The sequence below is a fragment of the Vibrio sp. HM8-C genome (genome assembly GCF_058630515.1).
In genome coordinates, this window is sequence record NZ_JBMMKS010000015.1 from 49,019 (window position 1) to 69,690 (window position 20,672).

The following is a 20,672-nucleotide window of genomic DNA, read 5'->3' on the forward strand; positions in this document are numbered from 1 at the left end:
TCTATTTAAAGCCTTTCTCTTTTTTGATTAAGTCATAGGCTTGCTGAATTTCCTGAGACTTCTCTTTAGCAACATTCATCATCTCTGGCGGCAAGCCTTTAGCCATCAACTTATCTGGATGATGTTCGTTCATCAACTTACGATAAGCGCGCTTAATCTCTTTATCATCTGCATTTTCACTCACTCCAAGCACCGAATAGGCATCAGATAACCGATCTTTAGTTGAGGGTTGTTGCCACTGCCCTCCTCCAGAAGAATATTGTTGCTGACGTTGCTGCCCGCCAAAACCGCCACCATGTTGGAAACGAAAAGAAGCTTCTTGCATACGAAGACGGCTTTCAAGTTGCTCGGAAGAAAATCCTAATCCTCTCGCGATCTTATGAAGTACATTTCGTTCGCTTGGATGGATATCTCCATCGGCAAAAGCAGCAGAGATCTGCAACTCAAGGAAGAACTGCATCAAATCGAAACGACCACCAGCAGAAATGCGTACTCTCTCTAACACGTTTTCCAAAGGAAAATTCGCATCTTTCCCATCTCGGAATGCATTTTGTGCAGCCAAACGCTGCTCACCATGTAAGCTCATGCGATCCATCATGATACTGGCGAGCTGAATTTCTTCTTTTGTGACTTGACCTTTTGCTTTTGCAACATGCCCCATTACAGAAAATGCAGCCTTAAAGAACTCTTCTTGTCTTTCAGCTTGACTTGGACCTGAACCAAAACTCCCTGTATGAAATCCTGCTTGATTTAATCGCTTAGCCTTATCGAATTGATGTCCAAGAAATAGACCAAAAAGTGCGCCAACGGGTCCTCCGAACAGAAAGCCGAAGAAAGCGCCAAGAATTTTGCCAAAAATATGCATTATGTGCTCTCAATCTATGAATTTTTTAGGAGTAAAGCGGTCTGATAGTGCCGGGAGAGTGAAATTCCTTTATGATATCGGACGTTATCATTTAGCATTTGCTCCCAATATTGGAATTACACAAGTTCAACAGGATAGTACAATTCAATGTCACTTTTTTCCCGCTCATTTTTAGCTGTTTCCATTAGCGCTGCACTCTTTGCACCCCAGATCCACGCAGAAGATACGCTAGATGACAGTGTGCAAAAATTGCCTGCTATCGATCAGTGTCTTATCAATGAACCTGAACCCGATAATCCAAACGAACAGCCTATCAATGTCGAAGCGGATAATCTAGAAGCAATTAATGGCGATAAAGCGACTTACTCAGGTAATGTGGTTGTTGTACAAGGTAAAAAGCGCATTGAAGCGGATAACGTGACTCTGCTCCAGAAAGACAACATTGCCGTTGCTGAAGGAAACGTAAATTTCAGCGATGGCGAAGTCAAAGCAGTAGCGGATAAAGCAGTCAATAATCTCAATAACGATGAGATGACGCTAGAGAACACTCGTTACAATTTCTTGTGCGAACCTGGACGAGGCGATGCTAAATATGTGGCTAAAACAGGTAAGGCAGTCTACGAAATAGAAGACGGTTCTATTACCTCCTGCCCTGAAGATGATAACTCTTGGCGTCTTCGCGCATCAAGTATTGATATTGACCAAAATGAAGAGCAAGCAACCTTTTATAATCCTCGACTAGAGATTCAGAACGTACCTGTTTTTTATTTGCCATTCTTGACGGTTCCCATTGGTGATACTCGTAAAACAGGTTTCCTGTACCCAACAGTCTCTTATGGTACTCGAGACGGTTTCGAAATGGACATTCCAGTTTACTGGAACTTAGCGCCAAACTACGATCTCGAAACCGCCTTCCACTATATGCAGAATCGTGGGTCGCAAATTAACAGTACATTCCGCTACCTCACTGATTTTGGTGAAGGACAAATAAAGTCTGAATACCTGAATGAAGACCAACTTCATTTAGAAAAAGGGGCGCGTTGGGGATATCAATACGAACACAGCGGTATCTACCAACAAGCGTGGAAGTTTGAAGTAGATTATTCAAAAGTCAGTGATTACTCATACTTCTCTGATTTGGACTCCAGCATTGGTAGTAGAGAAGATGGTCAGCTCATTCAAGAAGGTCAAGTAACCTACCGTAGCCAAAACTGGGATACATCTATTCTCGTTCGACAATTCCAGTTGCTACTGGAAGACCAAACTAGTTCTAGTCAGCCATATCGTTTGATGCCTCAATTAGCATTTAACTACTATTCGCCAGAACTGATGCGTTATTTGGATTTTGATCTAAAAAGCCACATTTCGCGCTTTGAGACAGATGGTGAAGGCAAACCGTCAGCAACTCGTTTACATATCGAGCCCGGATTCAAAATACCGCTAGCCAATACTTGGGGCACCTGGACAACTGAAGCCCGAGTGCTTGGTACTTATTACCAGCAAGATCTTGATGGTGTCGATACCTCCTATCAAGATAGTGATGGTAATGGAGTAAACGATAATGACTATTATGGATTGGAAGAGAGCGTTTCTCGTGTTATTCCTGAGTTCAGGACAAATGCAGGAATTGTTCTAGAACGCGATACAGTTTTATTGGATAACTATACTCAGACACTGGAACCTCAAGTCCAATACGTATATGTGCCAAGTAAAGATCAAAGTAACATCGGTCTTTACGATACGACTTTGTTGCAAACTGATTACTATGGTCTTTTCCGCAGCCGTAAATACAGTGGCGTTGATTACATTGCTCCAGCAAACCAGTTCAGCTACGGTGCCTCTAGCCGCTTTTTCGATGAGGCCTATAAAGAGCGTTTAAACATCGCCTTTGGTCAAATTTTTTATATTGATAAGAAATTTAAGCCGACGAACAATACAGACGAATCAGAGAGTGAAGACGGCACGAAAACTAATTACTCAGCCTGGGCAATGGAAATGGACTTCAACTATGATGATTTCCTCTTCTATCATGGTGGTGTGCAATACGACGTTGATACCAGCGCGCTGCAATTAGCGAACAGTACGCTCGAATATCGCTTTGACGGTGGATTTATCCAGACTAACTATCGCTATGTTACCAAAGAATATATTGAAAACACGGTAGGTGACAGTATTGATGTAGCCAGCATTACGCAGGATGGCATTTCTCAAGCGGGTGTGCTTGCTGGATATCAATTATCTAAAAAATGGTATGCCAGTGCGCAATATTTCCATGATTTAACCACCGACGAAGCCTTAGAATGGCTAGCGAATCTACGCTATACCTCGGACTGCTGGTACATGGGATTCACCTACAGCAATCAACTTAAGAGCTGGGGAACCACCAGCCTCAACGATGTGGCGTACTACAAAGACCCTGTTTATGAAAACAACTTTAGCTTTAACATCGGCATTATCGGTTTTGGCACTAGTGTTGGTGCAGGGTCAAGCATGACGGGGCTAGATAGTTCTGGCAACTCTCTAAGCTATGGTCGCCCATTCTTCTTGAATAACTGATTTACGATTTAGATAACTTTACGTTATTAAGATAATAGGATTTTAAATGAATTTGTGGAAACACACTCTCTTAGGATTAGTGGCTGTTCTTGGCTTGTCTAATGCCAATGCTGCTCCTGTAGAACTTGACCGAGTATCCATCATCGTCAACGGTGGTGTTATCTTACAAAGCGATATTGATAGCGCGTTAAAAACTGTACGTGTCAATGCCAGCAGCAATGGTCAGGCTCTGCCTGAAGAATCGGTTCTACGTGAGCAAGTAAGAGAAAAACTGATTATTGACACATTGCAGCAGCAAGAAGCAGAGCGTATTGGGGTACGTATCGATGACGCTCGCCTAAGTGATGCCATTAGTAATATCGCTAAACAGAACAATCAAACCTTAGAACAGCTGCAAGCATCAGTCAGTGAACAAGGACTTACTTACGCTGAGTTTCGCGAGCAAATTCGTAAAGAGATGTCTGCAAGCGAAGCGCGCAATGCGATGGTTCGTCGTCGTATTAACATTCTTCCAGCAGAAGTAGACACGCTGGCAGAGCTACTTGCACAAGAAACCAACGCCACTGTTCAGTACAAAATCAGCCATATTCAGCTGCGCTTCAATGATGATCAAGATAAGGCTCAGATAGAAAAGCAAGCTAATGAGTTAGTTGAACAGCTAAACGCTGGAGCAGACTTCAGTAAGATGGCTTACACCTATTCTAAAGGGCCAAAAGCATTGGAAGGAGGTAACTGGGGATGGATGCGTAAAGAAGAAATGCCAACCATTTTTGCTGACCAAATCAAGATGCAAAACAAAGGTAGCATTATTGGTCCATTCCGTAGTGGTGTCGGTTTCCACATTTTGAAAATTGATGATGTTAAAGGCCTAGAAACCGTTGCAGTAACGGAAGTCAACGCGCGACATATCCTGATTAAGCCAACCATTATTCTGAGCGACGATGGCGCTAAGAAACAACTTGAAGGGTTCATTCAGCAAATCAAAGCAGGCCAAGCAAGCTTTGGAGATCTGGCTCAGCAGTATAGCCAAGATCCAGGTTCTGCTGCGCAACATGGCGAGCTTGGCTATCAAACGCCAGATTTGTATGTACCAGAGTTCAAACACCAAGTTGAAACCCTTCCTATGGGCCAAATCAGCGAACCATTTAAAACCGTACATGGCTGGCACATCGTTGAAATCCTTGATCGACGCGAAGTTGACCGTACTGATTCTGCTCTTAAAAACAAAGCTTACGGAATTCTCTTTAACCGTAAATTCAACGAAGAAGCAAGTGCTTGGATTCAAGAACTTCGCGCCAGTGCTTTCATTGAAGAGCTAAAAGGTGAGCAAGATGAAGATTAAACGTATCGTGGTAACTGCGGGTGAACCCGCAGGTATTGGCCCCGATCTCGTTCTCGCTTTATCAAAAGAAGATTGGACTCATCAAATTGTTGTTTGTGCTGACAAGAACATGTTGGCACAAAGAGCGGCTGTGCTAGGGATTGAAGTTGAACTCATTGATTATGATAACAATTCATATCCCCAACCTCAGAAAGCAGGCACTCTCGTTGTCGACCATATAGCAACGGCAACGCCTGTTGTTGCTGGAAAGCTTGATGAGCAAAACGGACATTATGTATTAAAAACATTAGAAAGAGCCGCTTTGGGCTGTATGAATAATGAATTTGATGCTATTGTCACCGGCCCTGTACATAAAGGGGTGATCAACCGAGCAGGTGTCGCATTCAGCGGACACACCGAATTTTTTGCAGAGCAATCCAATACCCCTCTCGTGGTAATGATGCTGGCAACGGAAGGGTTACGAGTTGCACTTGTAACCACGCATATACCACTGGCTAACGTATCCAAAGCGGTAACTAGTGAGCGTCTAGAAAAGATCATTCATATTCTCCACAAGGATCTCGTTGAGAAATTTGCGATTGAGCAGCCTACTATATATGTATGTGGCCTCAATCCTCATGCAGGTGAAGATGGCGTACTGGGTCGAGAAGAAATCGACACCATTACTCCAACACTGGAAAAATTACGTCAACAAGATGGTTTTAATCTAATTGGTCCACTGCCAGCAGACACTATCTTCAACGACAAATACTTGCAAAAAGCGGATGCCGTTTTAGGTATGTACCACGATCAAGTTCTTCCTGTATTAAAATACAAAGGCTTTGGTCGCTCAGTGAATATCACATTAGGTCTGCCTTTTATCCGAACGTCTGTTGACCATGGAACAGCATTAGACCTTGCTGCTACAGGTACAGCCGATATTGGTAGTTTTAGAACAGCACTCGCTCAAGCTATTGAATTAGTTGATAAGAAAACGAATTAACTTCGAGAACACTATGAGAAATGATGTCCACTTAGGACACAAAGCGCGTAAACGTTTTGGTCAAAACTTTCTAAACGATCCTTACATTATCGACGGTATCGTTTCAGCAATTAACCCTCGCCCGGGTCAGAACTTGGTTGAAATCGGACCTGGTCTTGGTGCAATTACTGAACCTGTTGGCCGTGAAGTGGATAAATTCACGGTAATCGAACTTGACCGTGACTTAGCGGAGCGTCTTCGTAACCATCCAGAACTGGCAGATAAACTGACCATTCACGAAGGCGATGCGATGCGTTTTGACTTTACTCAACTAGTAAAGCCAAACAACAAACTGCGCATTTTTGGTAACTTGCCATACAACATCTCAACACCTCTAATGTTCCATTTGTTTGAGTATCATAAAGATGTGCAAGACATGCACTTTATGCTGCAAAAAGAAGTGGTGAACCGTCTAGCGGCGGGCCCGGGTAGTAAAGCCTATGGCCGCTTAACGGTAATGGCTCAATACTACTGTAAAGTTGTACCAGTACTGGAAGTGCCACCAACAGCATTTGTTCCGCCACCAAAAGTGGATTCAGCAGTGGTACGCCTCGTGCCTTATGAAGAGTTACCATACCCAGCGACAAGCCTAAAATGGCTAGATCGCGTTGTACGTGAAGGTTTCAACCAACGCCGTAAGACCGTACGTAACTGCTATAAAGCCTTACTATCATTAGAAGTATTGGAAGAGCTCGGTATCAACTCAACCATGCGTCCAGAAAACCTGACACTGCCTCAATTCGTTGCGATGGCAAACTGGTTAGATGCAAATTCTTCTGATGATCTCAGCTCTGAAGCAGAAAATAGCTCTGACTTAAATCGCTACGAAGCATAAACTCAAACAGGACGACATAGCTCGTCCTGTTGTTTTTCATACCTATATAAGGAGTTCACATGGATGTCTCTACGCCTTGTATTAAAATCCAAGTTCATACCAAATACATACCAGAACAATCAACTCCTGAGCAACAACGCTACGTTTTCGCATATCTGATCACGATTAAGAACTTAAGCCCTGAAACCGTACAACTCATCAGCCGTCGCTGGTTAATTACCGACGCCAATGGCAAACAGCTAGTCATAGAAGGTGATGGCGTAGTAGGTGAACAACCTTATATTGATGCCAACGATGAGTACACTTACACAAGTGGAACAGCAATTGAGACACCGGTCGGCGTGATGCAAGGACACTACATTATGCACGACCATGAAGGAAATGAGTTTGTCGCAACGATTGAGCCTTTCCGATTAGCCGTTCCTAACGTTTTAAATTAATTGGAGTAATCGTGGCGAATTATATTGTTGGTGATATCCAAGGCTGCTTTGACGAACTTCAGTTGTTACTTGAACAAGTAAAGTTTGATCAGCATAAAGATACTTTATGGGTAGCTGGCGACTTGGTTGCACGTGGTCCTAAATCTCTCGAGACATTACGTTTTATTCGTTCTCTCGGTGATTCTGCCAAAGTGGTATTAGGTAATCATGATTTGCATCTGCTGGCTGTCGCCTGCGGCATTCATCCAATTAAAAGCAAAGACAAAACACTTCCGATACTAGAAGCGGAAGACAGAGATGAACTACTGCATTGGCTACGCGATCAACCGCTTCTGTTAGAACATGACGAATTTGTCGTTTGTCACGCTGGCATCTCACCTAAGTGGGACTTAGCCACTGCACGTGAATGTGCGAAAGAGATCGAATCCATATTACAAAGCGATCGTTGGATATGGCTGATTGAAAATATGTATTCCAACCACCCCGATCAATGGCGTTCCGATCTTAAAGATCTAGAACGCTATCGTTACATCATCAACGCATACACTCGCATGAGATTCTGCTTTATTGATGGAAGGTTAGACATGAAATGTAAGCTGCCTCCAGCGGAAGTCAGCAGTAATTTACTTCAGCCTTGGTTTGATCTTAAAAACAGAATACCAATAGAGAAAACCGTTCTATTCGGACACTGGGCCGCACTGGAAGGCTATCATGGTAAAGACGTTATTGGACTTGATACTGGATGTGTCTGGGGCGGACATTTAACTCTGCTTCATTGGGAAGAAAAGAAGTTCTTCACTCAGGATGCACTGAGTGCCGCCGTTGAATAGAATTCAAAAAAACAAGCCCAGCACTGATGCTGGGCTTTGTCTTATGTAAGCTGAATTTAGATCCGTTCTAGGACAACGAACTTCATATCGTAGGCATTTTTATCATCAGCTAAATAGGCTTCTTGGAGAGTCTCTTGCCAGTCTTTCCCCCAATCAGGGAATCGTGTATCACCTTCTATATCGGCATTAATATAAGTGACATACAGGCGCTTCGCGTTCGGTAAACAAGCCTCATAAACACTACCGCCACCAATGATCATCACTTCTTCAACATCCCCTGAAGCTCTGATGGCCTCTTCAATTGAAGTGACCATAGTCACGCCTTCAATGCTCAGTTCTGGATCGCGACTGATCACGATATTGTGACGACCGGGTAAAGGACGACCTATAGACTCGTAAGTTTTACGTCCCATAATCACTGGCTTACCTAAAGTGCAGCGCTTAAACCAAGCAAAATCGGCAGGTAAATGCCAAGGCATTTGGTTATCTTTGCCAATAATTCTGTCGTTTGCCATCGCGGCAATCATGCTGATGATCATTTCTCTTCCCTATTAAACTGTCGATTTATTTATTGGTCGTTTTATTAGACTATTGGTTTACGGCGATAGAATAACAGCCCAGGCACAGCAAGACCAACAGCAAGACCTGCGATAATAAACATCGCTTTGAGGAAGTTCTCAAATAAAGTTTCTAACAGTTCTGGTCGAAATCCTAAATGGTTGATTTCTACCATAGCAATCATCGCTTTATAAGTGAAAACACCGGGTACCATCGGAATTAATGCGGCGACTGTAAACACTTTTGGATGCGCCAAAAACTTATGCGACCAATGAACACCAATCATGCCGACAATTGTGGCAGCAAAGAAAGTCGCCCACTCAATCGGAATACCAAACTGCATCATAAGATAACGAGAGCCATGCCCGATTGCTCCACCCAAGGCACAATATTTCAGTGCAGGAACAGGAACGTTGAACACTAACGCAAACCCCACTGCAGGAATGGAAGCAAAGAACATGTCGTTAATTAGACCAAACAATAATTGCCAACTTATCATCTCTACCACCCCCATACGCCAGTAATACTCATGGCTGCGATAATTCCTAGACAGGTTGCAAGTGTCAGCAGGCTTGCCATCACAAAACGTGCGATACCTACGTTCACAAAGCCTTTGAGCATATCCGCAACAGAGTTAATTAATGGAAAACCGGGTACTAACATCAGCACCGAAGATGCCATTACTATGGTTGGTTTGTTGCCAAGCTGGTAAATCACAGCTTGAGCAGAAATGACAGAAGTGACAAAAGCAGTTGCAGCAAAGTTCAACAGCGGGTTGAAATGACGGTGCCCTATTTCCTGACGAACGAACATACCGACAGCAGAGGCAACAAAGGTAATAGCAAATACCGTCCAGTCGCCACCTGCTAGACGAGCAAACGAGGAACAAGATAAGCCAATCATGAATACCACTAGCCAGCGGTTGTAGCGTTCAGGACTGATCTTATTCAATTTCTTTTGTGCGAGAGTATGATCAAGTAGTCCTTTCTCCATCATGATGCAGATACGTTGGATCTGAGTAACTGCACGCATGTTGATACCACGATCCGCACAACGTCTAGTTGTGGTAATGCAGTGATCGCTTTCCAAAGTTGTGACAACCAATGATCCTGCTGATAGAGACACTTCAACCTCTGTCATACCGCAGGCGCGTCCCATCCGTTCCATGATCCCAACCACCAGTGCACTTTCTGCACCGTGAGCCAGTAACATTTGACCAGCTTGTGCGATTAACCTCGATACGGCTCTCTGTCTGGATGCCATGATTCCTTTCCTAACTTCCTAAGGGTAAAAATTGCGAAGCACTAGTTTGCATGAAAATAGCAAAGCTAAATATGATTTAGACACAAAAAAGCCGCAATAAATAATTGCGGCTAAATTCATTCGACAGAATTATTCGCGAACTTGTTTATTCACGAACATAGATAACGTGACCGTCATCTTCTTCATCGTCCCAGTCATCCCAATCGTCGTCATCATCTTCAGTGATAACATTGCGACCAGCCATTGCGTCTTTGTGGTAATCGTCCCACATAAACTCAACTTTTTGCTCTTCAGTTAACTCTTCTTCTGCACGAGGTAGAGTTTCCATGAAGTCAGCAAGTTCGCGACAAAGTTCTGCAGTACCTTGCTTGTTGATTGCTGATACTTTGAAGTGTGGACCTTCCCACGCGAGCGCTTCCAAGATCTCTTGGATCTTTTCATCGGCTTCTTCTTCAAGCATCAGATCTGCTTTGTTAAATACTAACCAAACTGGTTTCTTAGCTAACTTTTCGCTGTACTGCTCTAGCTCATCCATAATGGTCAAAGCGTTTTGTGCTGGTTCACTTCCGTCGATAGGTAAAATATCGATCATATGTAGAAGCACACGACAACGTTCTAGGTGCTTCAAGAAACGAATACCTAAACCAGCGCCTTCAGCGGCACCTTCGATAAGTCCAGGGATGTCAGCAACAACAAAGCTTTTCTCTGGAACAACACTCACTACACCTAAGCTTGGGATCAGTGTTGTAAACGGATAATCCGCTACCTTTGGTTTCGCTGCTGATACAGAACGAATGAAAGTTGATTTACCCGCATTTGGCAAACCTAGCATACCTACGTCAGCAAGCAGAAGCAGCTCAAGACGAAGTTCACGAACCTCACCCTTAGTACCCATAGTCTTTTGACGTGGAGCGCGGTTTACAGACGATTTAAAACGAGTGTTACCAAGACCGTGCCAGCCGCCCTTTGCAACCATCACTTTCTTGCCGTGCTCAGCCACTTCACCAACGATCTCATTGGTGTGAATATCCACTGCGCGAGTACCTACTGGCACTTTCAGAGTAATATCTTTACCACGTTTACCAGTACAGTTACCGCCACCACCATTTTGACCACGTTCTGCCGCGTAGAAACGCTGGAAACGATAGTCAACAAGTGTATTTAAGTTCTCGTCAGCTTGGATGTAGACATCGCCACCATCACCGCCGTCGCCACCGTCAGGGCCACCTTTCGTTACGAATTTTTCACGCCAAAAGCTAACAACACCGTTACCGCCATCGCCCGCTTCGACTTTAATTACCGCTTCATCAACGAATTTCATTACTTACTCCGCATTACTTGCGTTGCAATATCACCTATTACCAGTGATATAAATTTTAGCAGATCCAGACTCATCGTGATCTAAACCTACATATTGGAACAGATAAGGAGAGACTCTAATTCTTCTGCTGAAGAACCCCTTCTTTTTTGTTCTGCATAAATAAAAAACCCCACCGTAACGGTAGGGCTTTTGAATTCAGTTAGGTATTAAACTTATTCAGCTTCGATGCTAACAAATTTACGGTTTTTAGGACCTTTAACTTCAAATTTCACTTTACCTTCAGTAAGAGCGAAAAGAGTATGGTCTTTACCGATACCAACGTTAGTGCCAGCGTGGAACTTAGTACCACGTTGACGAACGATGATGTTACCTGCTAATACAGACTCACCACCGAAACGCTTAACACCAAGACGTTTACTTTCTGAATCACGGCCGTTACGAGTAGAACCGCCAGCTTTTTTGTGTGCCATTGTTAAACTCTCCTAAGTTACTTAAGCGTTGATGCCAGTAATTTTCACTTCAGTGAACCACTGACGGTGGCCTTGTTGTTTACGAGAGTGTTTACGACGACGGAACTTAACGATTTTAACTTTATCGCCACGGCCGTGTTGTACTACTTCAGCAGTAATTTTACCGCCTTCAACAAGAGGTGCACCAACAGTGATTTGCTCACCGTTAGCAACTAGAAGAACTTTATCAAATTCAACAGTTGCACCAGTTTCAACGTCTAATTTCTCTAAACGAAGAGTTTGACCTTCGCTTACACGGTGTTGTTTACCACCAGATTGGAAAACAGCGTACATATTTTACTCCGCTCTTTCCGCACAGCCTATGCCATATGTGAGCAATGAGGGTGTGCGCTAAACTAATCATCAATAGGGCGCAGATTCTACGTGAATGATGTGCCTATGACAAGCCATATTTTAAAAAAATTGGCGAAAAGCTAATCGCCAAACAAAAGTGCCGCAATCATGCCTTTATGGCGTGTATTAATCAATGCTTTTTAGTGTATTATTCAACAATTCTAGAAGACAAAATGCCTTACAAGCTCTAACTTCAGCCGGATGTACAATGGATTTTAAAGCTATCCAAGCGCTTACTGCCGATGACATGGCAAAAGTGAATGAAACAATTCAAGCTCAACTCAACTCTGATGTCTCTTTAATCAACCAACTCGGGTTCTATATTGTCGGTAGTGGCGGCAAGCGTTTAAGACCTTTGTTAGCGGTTTTATCAGCAAAAGCACTGGGCTATGAAGGGACGGCTCACACTACTGCGGCAGCGTTTATTGAATTTATTCATACAGCAACCCTGTTGCACGATGATGTCGTCGATGAATCAGACATGCGCCGTGGTAAAGAAACTGCTAATGCTGCTTTTGGAAATGCGGCTAGCGTGTTAGTGGGTGATTTTATCTACACTCGCTCATTTCAAATGATGACAGAGCTAGGATCAATGAAGATCCTTAAGCTGATGAGTGATGCAGTAAACGTGATCGCTGAAGGCGAAGTTCAACAATTGATGAACTGCAACGATCCAAACACCACTGAAGATCTTTATATGCAGGTTATCTACTCTAAAACCGCGCGCTTGTTTGAAGCAGCAACGCAAATCGGTGCGATTCTAGTGGATGCTCCACAAGAAGTAGAAACAGCATTACAGAACTACGGTAAATATTTAGGTACTGCATTCCAGCTTATTGATGACGTCATGGATTACACATCTGACGGCGAAGAAATGGGTAAGAATGTGGGTGACGACCTAGCAGAAGGCAAACCGACACTTCCACTGCTGCACGCAATGCGTAATGGTACTCCTGAACAAACTGAGATGATCCGTGAAGCGATAGAACACGCAAACGGTATGGAACGTCTTAACGACATACTCGCAGCAATGGAGCAAGCCGGCTCTCTTACTTATACAGTGAACAAAGCGTTAGAAGAAGCCGACAAAGCGATTGCTGAGCTTACTGTGCTACCGGAAAGTGAATACAAACAAGCTTTAGTGACGCTTGCTCATATGGCGGTTAATCGCAGCAAGTAAACGAATCCAGTAAGAATAAAAAACCTCGCAGCTGCGAGGTTTTTTATTCTCAGTTCTTCTATACAGAAATACTGTTGGTAATAATTGAAACAGTTGCTGATACCGCAGCAAATGCTAAAACTATCATCCCCCATTTCTCTTTGCCGACAAACCGTGAAAGCCCCTGCTCTTTCTTGGCTTTCAAATAGAAATAGAGCCCAGGGAAATACAGTAACGAAGAAAGCAGTAAATAGTCTAAACCAGACGCGTATAACAGCCATACACCATAGATACTTGCTCCAATACCAATAAACAGAAGCTTACTGCCCTTTCTTTGCTCAATAGCGAGCTTTAAAGCATAGGCACCAACTAATAGATACGGTACGAGGATCATTTCGGAGGCAATGATCAATAAAGTGTCGTAAGTACTACCCGCATACATTACGACAACAAGTGACACTTGAATACAGATATTAGTAAGCGTCAGCGATTTTACTGGGCTACCTGCTCTGTTTTGACGTAAGTATTTTTTCGGGAAGATACCATCACGTGCACACAAAAATGGAGCTTCAGACGCAAGTACCGTCCAACTTAAAAATGCCCCACATACTGACACAATCAGCCCTAGTCCGATAATATATCGTCCCCAAGGACCAACAATCTCCGTCAACACTTTCGCCATTGAAGGGTTCTGATAACCAGCCAACTCGACAGGTTTGATAACGCCCATCGATAATAAAGTGACCAACACGTAAATTGATAAGGCGGTAAGCAAGCCTAAAATCGTCGCTCGACCAACATCTTTACGATGTCTGGCTCGGCTCGATACAACAACAGCTCCTTCAATCCCAATAAACACCCACACAGTAATCAGCATGGTGCCTTTAACTTGCGCCCAAAGATCGTAGCTCTCATCGAAATGCAAACCAGTAAGATCGACAGTGAAAGTCTCCCATCTGAATGCGATGGCTGCGCAAATGATGAAAGTGATCAGAGGAATCATTTTGGCAAAAGTCGTGATCATATTGATCAGCGCTGCTGTTTTTACTCCGCGCAAAACCAAACCATGCATGATCCACAATAATACAGATGCGCCAATCATAGCGACTAATGTGTTGCCCGAACCAAACATGACATTATCTGGCGTATCAAACAGCAAGCCTAACGTACTGAATACGATAACAAGATAAGAGACGTTTGCTAGCATCGCACTGAACCAGTAACCCCAAGCTGAGCAGAAACCGACGAAATCTCCAAAGCCAGCTCGAGCAAAACCGAACACACCACTGTCTATTTCTGGCTTGAGTTCTGTTAACTGTTGAAATGACAGAGCGAGAAATATCATCCCAATGCCTGTAATTCCCCACCCCAAAATGACTGCGAGTGGGCTAGCGACTGAAGCCATATTTTGCGGCAAGCTGAAAACGCCCGCGCCAATCATCGAACCAATGACTAAAGCGGTCAAAGCTCCGATACCAAGTTTGTTATCCATGGTGTATCCAGTGAGTATTTTGAAATTAAGAGAAACTCTTCTATGAAAATTTAGCCCATTAAACGGCTAAGCTAATGAAATTACTTTGCAAGTATTAGACTAGAAAATTGCATATTGAAATTGGAAATGGGTTTAAAAGCAGATTCAAAAACTAATTTTATAAGAAAAACCAGAACATTTAATACGAACTATATCAATAATAAGTGTGTTTGATTGTGAAATTAACCATCAATCGAATTTGAACGACTCCCATTTAGCTATTTATATCTATAAAAAAACCGCCCCATAAAGGAGCGGCTCTTAGGATAGTTAAAGCAATTACTTAACGAATTCTACGCCAGTTTCAATATCACCATTCAGCGTTTCCAACATGCCATCTAAAGCTGCTTTTTCATATTGGCTTAATGGGCCGTAACTCAATACTTCTTCCACGCCATTTTTGCCTAGTTTAACTGGCTGAGCAAAGAATGGAGCATGTTCGCCATTACCATCAACATAAGCGTATTCAATAACATCTTCGCCTTGCAGAGCTTTAACTAAAGACAAACCAAATCGACATGCTGCTTGTCCCATAGATAGAGTTGCACTACCGCCACCCGCTTTTGCTTCAACAACTTCAGTACCCGCGTTTTGAATACGTTTAGTTAACGCTTCCACTTCAGCCTCAGTAAACTCGACACCTTGAACTTGAGAAAGAAGAGGCAGAATAGTTACACCAGAGTGACCACCAATCACAGGAACACGAATATCACCCGGATCTTTCTGTTTTAACTCAGCAACGAAAGTCTCCGCACGAATAACATCAAGAGTGGTAACACCGAACAGTTTACGTTTGTCGTAAACACCCGCTTTTTTTAGAACTTCAGCAGCAATTGGAACCGTTGTGTTTACTGGGTTAGTAATGATACCCACACAAGCATTCGGACATACCACCGCGATACGCTCAGCAAGAGATCTTACAATCCCCGCATTCACATTGAAGAGATCCGCACGATCCATACCCGGTTTACGAGCAACACCAGCGGAGATTAAAACTACATCAGAGCCTTCTAGGGCAGGAGTTGGATCCTCTCCACAATAGCCTTTTATAGAAACAGGAGTTGGAATATGACTAAGATCCGCAGCAACACCAGGTGTTACAGGGGCAATGTCATACAGAGCGAGATCAGATCCAGCAGGTAAACGGTTCTTAAGAAGTAAAGCGAGGGCTTGACCAATGCCGCCAGCGGCACCAATTACAGAGACTTTCATTATCGTTCTCCTTGAGAGTTATTGTCTTAATTATGTTTTGTAGGGTTGTTTAATATCTGACCAAAAAAAATTATAGCAATCACAACTTGATTACAAACAATTAACGTCAGCTTTGCGACTTTGAACACTTACTAGCCAAATCGCCAATCACCGACGGGGTACTGACATATCCGTTGCTCCCTTATATCTCCCTTTTTGCTCTTCCTGAGCTCTAAATATTGCTATTTACAGTGACCTTTTAGACAGTTTTGAAGCTTAATTTGCCTATAAGTGAATATCTATGCGAGAATATGCACCATTATTGAATCAGTGGTAACAGAAACATGCGTAGTGTAGATAAACAAGACAACCTAGTCCGCGCTTTTAAAGCTTTATTAAAAGAAGAACGATTCGGATCTCAAGGCGATATCGTAGACGCTCTTAAAAATGAAGGCTTTGACAACATTAACCAATCTAAAGTCTCCCGCATGCTTACGAAGTTTGGCGCAGTGCGCACACGTAACGCAAAAATGGAAATGGTATATTGTTTACCAGCAGAATTAGGCGTACCTACTGTATCAAGCTCTCTAAGAGAGTTAGTGCTGGACGTCGACTACAACAATGCACTCGTTGTGATTCATACTGGTCCAGGTGCTGCTCAACTTATCGCTCGTTTACTGGATTCTCTAGGTAAGTCTGAAGGTATCCTTGGTGTTGTCGCTGGTGACGATACTATCTTCATTACCCCTACGCTTAACATTACCACTAAGCAACTATTTACTTCGGTCTGCGAGTTATTTGAATACGCAGGCTAATTAGCCGTTCTGAGTGTAACTCATTAATCGCTAAACATTATTACTTTTCTTTAAGTCACGTACTGGGATCAATACGTGACTTTTTTCTTTCTTCTGACCACAAAAACTACAACCATTTTATCCCTCAAAAGTAACGTAACCCATTCATTACAAAGTTTAAACATTCTTAAACAATTCATACTAAGTTACTGGTAATAATTAGCTTTTATGACTACATTTTTAAACATCACTATTATTATGTGATGTTTTTTTGCTATTATCCTGACACTTTTTCAACATAAGGATTGAAAAAGGCATTGTTTCTCATGAAGAAACGACCAAAGCAACTACACTTGTTTTGGGGAATTATGAATGAAGGAAGGGAAATTCATGGCATTGAATAAAATCATAAAGGTCGGCGCTATTGCTGCAACAATCCTTGGGGCAAGCGCGGTTAACGCTCAAGAGTTCATCACTATTGGTACTGGTTCTGTCACTGGTGTTTATTACCCAACAGGTGGTGCAATCTGTAAACTTGTTAACAAAGATCGTAAAGAACACAACATTCGCTGCTCTGTGGAATCTACCGGCGGTTCTATCTACAACGTAAATACTATTCGTTCTGGCGAACTTGATTTCGGTATCGTGCAATCTGACTGGCAATACCACGGCTACAACGGCACAAGTGAATTCGCAGAGCAAGGCCCATTCAAGAAATTACGCGCGATGTTCTCTCTTCACACAGAACCTTTTAACATCATCGCTCGTTCTGACGCTGGCATTAACGGTGTAGCAGATCTCGCAGGTAAGCGTGTAAACATTGGTAACCCAGGCTCTGGTGACCGTGCAACTATGCAAGTGGTTATGGATGCATTTGGCTGGACTAATGACAGCTTCACATTGGCTTCTGAGCTAAAAGGCTCTGAGCGCTCTCAAGCTCTTTGTGATAACAAAATCGACGCATTCATCTACATGGTTGGCCACCCAAATGGTTCAATCAAAGAAGCGACAACTTCATGTGATGCTAAGCTAGTTCCAGCAACTGGCGAGCAGATCGATAAGATCGTTGCGGATAACCCATACTATGCATATAGCACAGTACCAGCGGGTATGTACCGTGGCACAGATCAAGATGTGAAGAGCTTCGGTGTAGCAGCAACACTAGTGACTACATCTGACGTTTCAGATGAAGTTGCATACAACGTTGCAAAAGCAGTATTTGAAAACTTCGAAACTTTCACTCGTTTGCACCCTGCATTTGCAAACTTGAAGAAAGAAGACATGGTTAAAGCGGGTCTTTCTATCCCTCTACACCCAGGTGCTGCGAAGTACTACAAAGAAATCGGTTTGCTTAAATAATTAAGGCTACCTCGGATAGGGAGGCCACGCGCCTCCCTATTCATTTATCTTCTAGCAAGTTTCAGATTTTTTGGTTTTCACTCAAATTTGAGAACCTCTTTTCGTTGTTACTCTTTACCATCATTAAAAGGATAATGTACATGACGCAGACAAATTCTCCGTCTCAAGATGTGCAAGAGATGGTCGCACAAGCAGATACAGGCGCGAGAAACCCGAGCGGTATTCCAGGTCGTATCTTGTGGTTTGTGCCACTATGTTGGTCTTTATTCCAACTTTGGTACGCCTCTCCATTACCGTTCATTTTCAATTTCGGCGTACTTAACGACACACAAGCTCGAGCGATCCATTTATCGTTTGCTGTCTTTCTTGCATTTACTGCCTATCCGGCATTAAAAAATTCGCCACGAGACCGAATCCCTCTGATTGATTGGGCGTTTGCACTTGTCGGTAGCTTTTGTGCTGCCTACATTTATCTATTCTATGAGCAACTAGCTGGCCGCTCGGGTGCGCCAACACTGGCTGATGTAGTCACTGCATCTGCTGGTATGCTACTGCTACTAGAAGCAACTCGCCGAGCATTAGGTCCACCGCTAATGGCGGTTGCCGCTGTATTCTTGCTCTACACCTTTGCTGGCCCATATATGCCAGAAGTGATTGCTCACAAAGGAGCGAGTTTAAACAAAGCCATGTCACACCTATGGTTAACCACTGAAGGTGTATTTGGTGTTGCGTTAGGCGTTTCTACTTCGTTTGTATTCTTGTTCGTACTCTTTGGCGCCATGCTGGAAAGAGCGGGTGCAGGAGCATACTTCATTAAAGTTGCTTTCTCTTTGCTAGGACACATGCGCGGTGGTCCTGCCAAAGCAGCAGTTGTTGCTTCTGGTTTATCGGGTCTAGTTTCAGGCTCGTCGATTGCCAACGTAGTAACAACCGGTACTTTTACGATTCCACTGATGAAGAAAGTAGGCTTTCCAGCTTCAAAAGCGGGCGCGGTAGAAGTTGCGGCTTCAACTAACGGTCAGCTAACACCACCAATCATGGGCGCAGCGGCATTCTTGATGGTGGAATATGTAGGCATTTCCTATGTGGAAGTGATCAAAGCTGCTCTGTTACCGGCTCTGATTTCATATATCGCCCTAATCTACATTGTGCATTTAGAAGCGTGTAAAGCAGGTATGCAAGGTCTGCCAAGACGTCATACTTCAACATTCTTGCAAAGCTTGCTTTCATTTACAGGCACAGTACTGGCGATTTGTGTAATTAGCGCAGTGGTTTATTACGGTATTGGCTGGACGAAAGATGTCTTTGGCTCTGCTGCAACTTTCTTGGTTGGCATTGCTCTTCTTGCCTCCTACGTAGCTCTCGTGAAAGTGTCGGCAAAGCACGCTAAAGAAGGTGGCTTTGAATTTGAAGACGACATTCAAGAGATTCCAGATGTAGGTCCTACTGTAAAATCGGGGCTGCATTTCCTATTGCCAATCGTGGTACTTGTTTGGTGTTTGACTGTTGAGCGATTCTCACCGGGTCTATCGGCATTTTGGGCAACCGTGTTCATGATGTTCATTTTGCTGACTCAACGTCCGCTAATGGCGGTATTTAACCAGTCAAATGATGCTGCAGAACAAGCAAAATTGGGCGTGACCGATCTGCTAGAAAGCTTAGTGTCTGGCGGCCGTAACATGATTGGTATCGGTGTTGCGACGGCAGCGGCTGGTACTGTTGTAGGCGTAGTAACCCTGACAGGTATTGGTCTGGTGATGACTGATTTCGTTGAGTTCATCTCTGGCGGTAGCGTGATCATGATGCTGCTGTTCACCGCCGTAATCAGCTTGATCTTGGGCATGGGTCTGCCAACGACTGCGAACTACATCGTAGTATCGACTTTGATGGCTCCTGTTATCGTGACTCTGGGTGCTCAGCACGGTCTGATTATTCCGCTTATCGCTGTACACTTATTCGTGTTCTACTTCGGTATCTTGGCGGACGATACCCCTCCTGTGGGTCTAGCCGCTTTTGCCGCAGCTGCAATTGCCAAGTCCGACCCAATACGTACAGGTCTACAAGGTTTTGCCTACGATATACGAACGGCCATTTTGCCATTCATGTTTGTGTTCAACACTCAGCTACTATTGATGGGTATTGATACTTGGTGGCATCTCGGATTAACAGTCATATCATCGATTATTGCGATGTTGCTGTTCTCAGCCGCGACACAAGGATGGTGGTTTACCAAAACCAAATGGTGGGAAATTGTTGCGCTTCTAGCTCTGACATTTACCTTCTTCCGCCCTGGCTTCTGGTGGGATATGGTTTATCCAGCGCAAGAAGTTCACCCTGGTGTTGAGTTGGCTCAAATCGTAGAGAAAACACCTGTCGGTCAACCGCTTCAGTTACTTGTTGCTGGTGAGACACTTGAAGGCAATTTTGTATCTAAAACCGTTGTACTGCCATTTGATGACAGAGCGGCAACACCAGAAGAACGCATTTCTTCAATGGGTCTGATGCTCAACAATGATGGCAAAAAGATGATGGTTGATATGGTTGAGTTCGGTAGCCCTGCTGAATCTGCAGGTATCGATTTCGGTTGGGAAATTGAATCGATCGTGATTGACAGTGAGCGACCGATGAAAGAATGGGTATTCCTACCGGCTCTACTACTGACGATTTTACTTGGCTGGAATCAGCGAAGAAGAGCTCAAAAAGAGCAGGCGGACGCATAATTACCTGCCAAGTTAATTTATGAT

The 20,672-nt window shown here is 43.6% G+C and carries 19 protein-coding genes; 10 read left to right on the forward strand and 9 right to left on the reverse strand.

The features are described 5' to 3' along the window. Window position 1 precedes the first annotated feature (1 nt). On the reverse strand, window positions 2-865 hold the full coding sequence (gene djlA, locus ACOSVQ_RS16295; protein WP_491983541.1) for a co-chaperone DjlA: 864 nt from the start codon (window positions 863-865) through the stop codon (window positions 2-4). 147 nt (window positions 866-1,012) lie between these two features. On the opposite strand from djlA, the gene lptD reads away from it, so the two are divergent. From lptD to apaH, 6 genes are read left to right on the forward strand one after another with little or no spacing between them, the layout of a single operon-like run. Further along, window positions 1,013-3,421: an LPS assembly protein LptD gene (lptD, locus tag ACOSVQ_RS16300; RefSeq protein ID WP_491983542.1), complete on the forward strand. Its 2,409-nt coding sequence runs from the start codon at window positions 1,013-1,015 to the stop codon at window positions 3,419-3,421. A 46-nt stretch (window positions 3,422-3,467) separates the two neighbouring features. Next, entirely contained in the window at window positions 3,468-4,763 is a 1,296-nt protein-coding gene (surA, locus tag ACOSVQ_RS16305; RefSeq protein ID WP_491983543.1) for a peptidylprolyl isomerase SurA, read from the forward strand. Continuing rightward, the gene (pdxA, locus tag ACOSVQ_RS16310; protein WP_491983544.1) at window positions 4,753-5,745 is read left to right on the forward strand and encodes a 4-hydroxythreonine-4-phosphate dehydrogenase PdxA; all 993 of its coding nucleotides are present in this window, start codon (window positions 4,753-4,755) and stop codon (window positions 5,743-5,745) included. The genes surA and pdxA overlap by 11 nt, the downstream gene beginning before the upstream one ends. Window positions 5,746-5,758: 13 nt before the next feature. Further along, on the forward strand, window positions 5,759-6,619 hold the full coding sequence (rsmA, locus tag ACOSVQ_RS16315) for a 16S rRNA (adenine(1518)-N(6)/adenine(1519)-N(6))-dimethyltransferase RsmA (protein ID WP_491983545.1): 861 nt from the start codon (window positions 5,759-5,761) through the stop codon (window positions 6,617-6,619). A gap of 59 nt (window positions 6,620-6,678) precedes the next feature. Continuing rightward, window positions 6,679-7,059 carry a Co2+/Mg2+ efflux protein ApaG gene (apaG, locus tag ACOSVQ_RS16320; protein WP_491983546.1) on the forward strand — a complete coding sequence of 127 codons (381 nt, stop codon included), beginning with the start codon at window positions 6,679-6,681 and terminating at the stop codon, window positions 7,057-7,059. An 11-nt stretch (window positions 7,060-7,070) separates the two neighbouring features. After that, window positions 7,071-7,889, forward strand: a complete 819-nt coding sequence (gene apaH / locus ACOSVQ_RS16325; RefSeq protein WP_491983547.1) for a bis(5'-nucleosyl)-tetraphosphatase (symmetrical) ApaH — start codon at window positions 7,071-7,073, stop codon at window positions 7,887-7,889. Between the two features lie 56 nt (window positions 7,890-7,945). Here apaH and folA read toward each other — a convergent pair whose 3' ends face one another. From folA to rplU, 6 genes are all read right to left on the reverse strand, one after another. Next, window positions 7,946-8,428, reverse strand: coding sequence for a type 3 dihydrofolate reductase (gene folA / locus ACOSVQ_RS16330; protein ID WP_491983548.1), 483 nt, complete (start codon window positions 8,426-8,428; stop codon window positions 7,946-7,948). 44 nt (window positions 8,429-8,472) lie between these two features. Next, window positions 8,473-8,946: a threonine/serine exporter family protein gene (locus ACOSVQ_RS16335; protein ID WP_491983549.1), complete on the reverse strand. Its 474-nt coding sequence runs from the start codon at window positions 8,944-8,946 to the stop codon at window positions 8,473-8,475. A gap of 2 nt (window positions 8,947-8,948) precedes the next feature. After that, complete coding sequence (locus ACOSVQ_RS16340; protein ID WP_491983550.1) at window positions 8,949-9,710, reverse strand: threonine/serine exporter family protein; 762 nt, start codon at window positions 9,708-9,710, stop codon at window positions 8,949-8,951. A 145-nt stretch (window positions 9,711-9,855) separates the two neighbouring features. After that, window positions 9,856-11,031, reverse strand: a complete 1,176-nt coding sequence (cgtA, locus tag ACOSVQ_RS16345) for an Obg family GTPase CgtA (RefSeq protein ID WP_491983551.1) — start codon at window positions 11,029-11,031, stop codon at window positions 9,856-9,858. 212 nt (window positions 11,032-11,243) lie between these two features. After that, entirely contained in the window at window positions 11,244-11,501 is a 258-nt protein-coding gene (rpmA, locus tag ACOSVQ_RS16350) for a 50S ribosomal protein L27 (RefSeq protein WP_004409945.1), read from the reverse strand. Between the two features lie 21 nt (window positions 11,502-11,522). Next, window positions 11,523-11,834 (reverse strand): 50S ribosomal protein L21, encoded by a 312-nt coding sequence (gene rplU, locus ACOSVQ_RS16355; RefSeq protein WP_010320620.1) that lies wholly within the window; start codon window positions 11,832-11,834, stop codon window positions 11,523-11,525. A gap of 268 nt (window positions 11,835-12,102) precedes the next feature. Between rplU and ispB the strand changes: the two genes are divergently transcribed. Then, window positions 12,103-13,074, forward strand: coding sequence for an octaprenyl diphosphate synthase (ispB, locus tag ACOSVQ_RS16360; RefSeq protein ID WP_491983552.1), 972 nt, complete (start codon window positions 12,103-12,105; stop codon window positions 13,072-13,074). A 58-nt stretch (window positions 13,075-13,132) separates the two neighbouring features. Here the strand turns inward: ispB and ACOSVQ_RS16365 are convergent, their stop codons facing one another. Together ACOSVQ_RS16365 and mdh are read right to left on the reverse strand one after the other, a co-directional pair. Next, entirely contained in the window at window positions 13,133-14,545 is a 1,413-nt protein-coding gene (locus tag ACOSVQ_RS16365) for a basic amino acid/polyamine antiporter (protein ID WP_491983553.1), read from the reverse strand. A gap of 318 nt (window positions 14,546-14,863) precedes the next feature. Beyond that, complete coding sequence (gene mdh, locus ACOSVQ_RS16370; protein WP_491983554.1) at window positions 14,864-15,796, reverse strand: malate dehydrogenase; 933 nt, start codon at window positions 15,794-15,796, stop codon at window positions 14,864-14,866. 323 nt (window positions 15,797-16,119) lie between these two features. Here mdh and argR point away from each other — a divergent pair, with 323 nt between their 5' ends. The 3 genes from argR (at window position 16,120) to ACOSVQ_RS16385 (ending at window position 20,648) form a co-directional block, all read left to right on the forward strand. Continuing rightward, on the forward strand, window positions 16,120-16,590 hold the full coding sequence (argR, locus tag ACOSVQ_RS16375; RefSeq protein WP_165312363.1) for a transcriptional regulator ArgR: 471 nt from the start codon (window positions 16,120-16,122) through the stop codon (window positions 16,588-16,590). Window positions 16,591-16,959: 369 nt separating this feature from the next. Beyond that, a complete protein-coding gene (locus tag ACOSVQ_RS16380; protein ID WP_491983555.1) occupies window positions 16,960-17,928 on the forward strand; it encodes a TAXI family TRAP transporter solute-binding subunit in 969 nt (322 codons plus the stop codon). A gap of 140 nt (window positions 17,929-18,068) precedes the next feature. Beyond that, window positions 18,069-20,648, forward strand: coding sequence for a TRAP transporter permease (locus ACOSVQ_RS16385; RefSeq protein WP_491983556.1), 2,580 nt, complete (start codon window positions 18,069-18,071; stop codon window positions 20,646-20,648). The last annotated feature ends 24 nt before the right edge of the window (window positions 20,649-20,672 follow it).

Excerpts from the sequence above, each read along its gene's own strand:
- mdh (WP_491983554.1), bottom strand. The coding sequence starts at position 15,796 with ATGAAAGTCTCTGTAATTGGTGCCGCTGGCGGCATTGGTCAAGCCCTC.
- ACOSVQ_RS16385 (WP_491983556.1), top strand. The coding sequence starts at position 18,069 with ATGACGCAGACAAATTCTCCGTCTCAAGATGTGCAAGAGATGGTCGCA.
- folA (WP_491983548.1), bottom strand. The coding sequence starts at position 8,428 with ATGATCATCAGCATGATTGCCGCGATGGCAAACGACAGAATTATTGGC.
- surA (WP_491983543.1), top strand. The coding sequence starts at position 3,468 with ATGAATTTGTGGAAACACACTCTCTTAGGATTAGTGGCTGTTCTTGGC.
- ACOSVQ_RS16335 (WP_491983549.1), bottom strand. The coding sequence starts at position 8,946 with ATGATAAGTTGGCAATTATTGTTTGGTCTAATTAACGACATGTTCTTT.
- ACOSVQ_RS16380 (WP_491983555.1), top strand. The coding sequence starts at position 16,960 with ATGGCATTGAATAAAATCATAAAGGTCGGCGCTATTGCTGCAACAATC.
- rpmA (WP_004409945.1), bottom strand. The coding sequence starts at position 11,501 with ATGGCACACAAAAAAGCTGGCGGTTCTACTCGTAACGGCCGTGATTCA.
- ispB (WP_491983552.1), top strand. The coding sequence starts at position 12,103 with ATGGATTTTAAAGCTATCCAAGCGCTTACTGCCGATGACATGGCAAAA.
- lptD (WP_491983542.1), top strand. The coding sequence starts at position 1,013 with ATGTCACTTTTTTCCCGCTCATTTTTAGCTGTTTCCATTAGCGCTGCA.
- djlA (WP_491983541.1), bottom strand. The coding sequence starts at position 865 with ATGCATATTTTTGGCAAAATTCTTGGCGCTTTCTTCGGCTTTCTGTTC.
- argR (WP_165312363.1), top strand. The coding sequence starts at position 16,120 with ATGCGTAGTGTAGATAAACAAGACAACCTAGTCCGCGCTTTTAAAGCT.
- cgtA (WP_491983551.1), bottom strand. The coding sequence starts at position 11,031 with ATGAAATTCGTTGATGAAGCGGTAATTAAAGTCGAAGCGGGCGATGGC.
- ACOSVQ_RS16340 (WP_491983550.1), bottom strand. The coding sequence starts at position 9,710 with ATGGCATCCAGACAGAGAGCCGTATCGAGGTTAATCGCACAAGCTGGT.
- rplU (WP_010320620.1), bottom strand. The coding sequence starts at position 11,834 with ATGTACGCTGTTTTCCAATCTGGTGGTAAACAACACCGTGTAAGCGAA.
- apaG (WP_491983546.1), top strand. The coding sequence starts at position 6,679 with ATGGATGTCTCTACGCCTTGTATTAAAATCCAAGTTCATACCAAATAC.
- ACOSVQ_RS16365 (WP_491983553.1), bottom strand. The coding sequence starts at position 14,545 with ATGGATAACAAACTTGGTATCGGAGCTTTGACCGCTTTAGTCATTGGT.
- pdxA (WP_491983544.1), top strand. The coding sequence starts at position 4,753 with ATGAAGATTAAACGTATCGTGGTAACTGCGGGTGAACCCGCAGGTATT.
- rsmA (WP_491983545.1), top strand. The coding sequence starts at position 5,759 with ATGAGAAATGATGTCCACTTAGGACACAAAGCGCGTAAACGTTTTGGT.